This is a genomic window from Micromonospora sp. ATLC20, from assembly GCF_057196585.1.
This window is the reverse complement of the sequence record NZ_JBXUOV010000371.1, coordinates 1-1,503: the sequence shown is the minus strand read 5'-3', so window position 1 is coordinate 1,503 and position 1,503 is coordinate 1. Positions and strand designations below refer to the sequence as shown.

Annotated in this window: 2 protein-coding genes and 1 pseudogene; all 3 read right to left on the bottom strand. The window is 74.3% G+C overall.

What is annotated here, in order from left to right:
- Positions 1–312 (bottom strand): annotated as a pseudogene (locus AC2CHG_RS31355) (carboxypeptidase-like regulatory domain-containing protein); the annotation flags it as partial.
- A complete protein-coding gene (locus AC2CHG_RS31350) occupies positions 309–917 on the bottom strand; it encodes a glycine zipper family protein (RefSeq protein WP_013286676.1) in 609 nt (202 codons plus the stop codon). The gene AC2CHG_RS31350 and the pseudogene AC2CHG_RS31355, both read right to left, overlap by 4 nt.
- 13 nt (positions 918–930) lie before the next feature.
- Positions 931–1,275 carry a hypothetical protein gene (locus AC2CHG_RS31345; RefSeq protein WP_262011770.1) on the bottom strand — a complete coding sequence of 115 codons (345 nt, stop codon included), beginning with the start codon at positions 1,273–1,275 and terminating at the stop codon, positions 931–933.
- Positions 1,276–1,503 lie beyond the last annotated feature (228 nt).

The window sequence follows — 1,503 nt, the reverse complement described above, 5'->3', positions numbered from 1 at the left end:
CCACAGCGCCGGGTCGCCGGCGTCCAGGACCAGCTCCGGCCGGCCCGCCGTGGTGGCGGCGGCGAGCACCCGGTCCAGCGCGGGCAGCGCCGCCGGCCCGCCGCCGGAGACCAGCAGGCGGACCACGAACCGGTACGGCTCGCGCGTGGCGCCGCCGGTAGCGGTCTGCCGGGCCGGTCGCAGCTCCAGCGGCCAGACCGTGAGGCCGCCGCCGGGGTCGTCGCGCGGCGGACCGACCGGTACGGGTTCACCCGCGGCCCCGGCCAGCCAGCTCGCGACGTCCGCGACGGCCGCCTCGATCGCGCCGGTCATCGCGGTGGTGTCCCCTGGATGCGGTACGCGATGGCCTCGTTCCACACGTGCGGGTAGACGCCGATCTCGAAGTAGCGGGTGAACCGGTTGATCGGCGCGTTGGTGTGGTCGTGCCAGAGCAGCCACACCGGGGCGATGGTGAACAGCACGTAGTTGAGCGCCACCAGCGGCAGGTAGAACGGGCCGAGCAGCCGGGCCTGGAACACGTGCACGTCCTCGTGCCGCTGGATGCCCGGGCTGGACCCGGCGCAGACGGTGCCGATCGTGGTGGCGTACCGGGGGGAGACGCCCTCGACGACGTTGACCCGGCCGCTGCCGGCCGAGACGACCCGGTCGAGCTGGTGGCCGAAGACCAGGTGCAGCGCCAGGTAGAGCGCCCCGGCGAACGTGTTGAGCAGGCTCCAGGTGTGGTCGATCACGAAGAGGAAGATCCCCTTCGGGTCGGCGCCGTACGTGCCGGCGGAGGCGGACGCCCAGCCGAACGGCGCGCCGACGAGCAGGCCGACGACCGCGCCGACGAGCAGGCCGACGGTGCCGGCGGCGAGCTGCCCGAGCAGGGCGCCGAAGACGACCTGGACGGCCGCGCTGAGGATGCCGAAGATCATGGGGTCACCTCTCTCAGACCCAGGAGCGGACGAAGCGGGGCTCGCGGCCCTGGGCGAGCTGCGTCGGCGACGCCTGCGTCGCCTGCCGGTTCCCAGGGGGGAGCTGGTTGACGCCGAGCGCGGCCGAGAAGATCACCAGACCGTTGAAGAACGCGATGATCCACTTCTCCGGGCCGGCGTCGTCGGCGAAGGCGGCGGTCAGGTAGGACAGCAGGAGCGCGACGCCCAGCGCGATCCACTTGCGCGCCTTGTCGCCGCTCGGTCCGATCAGCCCGCCGATGACGTTCGTGGCGAGCAGGGTGGCGGCGCTGGCGCCGGTGAGGCTCCCCAGGGCGGCCCAGGTGAAGAGATCGTTCACGGCGATCCCCCTCTTTTCGATGGTGCGGTGGTGCGGTCGGGGTGGAGTGGTGCGGCGGCGTCCGGGTTCGCTGAACCCCGGGTTCCGCCCGGTGTGCTGGTGGGCCGCCGGCGCGGACGCCGTCGGTGGTCGGTGGGTCTCAGACCGGCGGACCGGCGGGTGGTGCCGGTGCGGCCGAGCCCGTGGTGGCGGCAGGCGCGGGGCCGGCGGGCGCACCCGGGCCGGCGG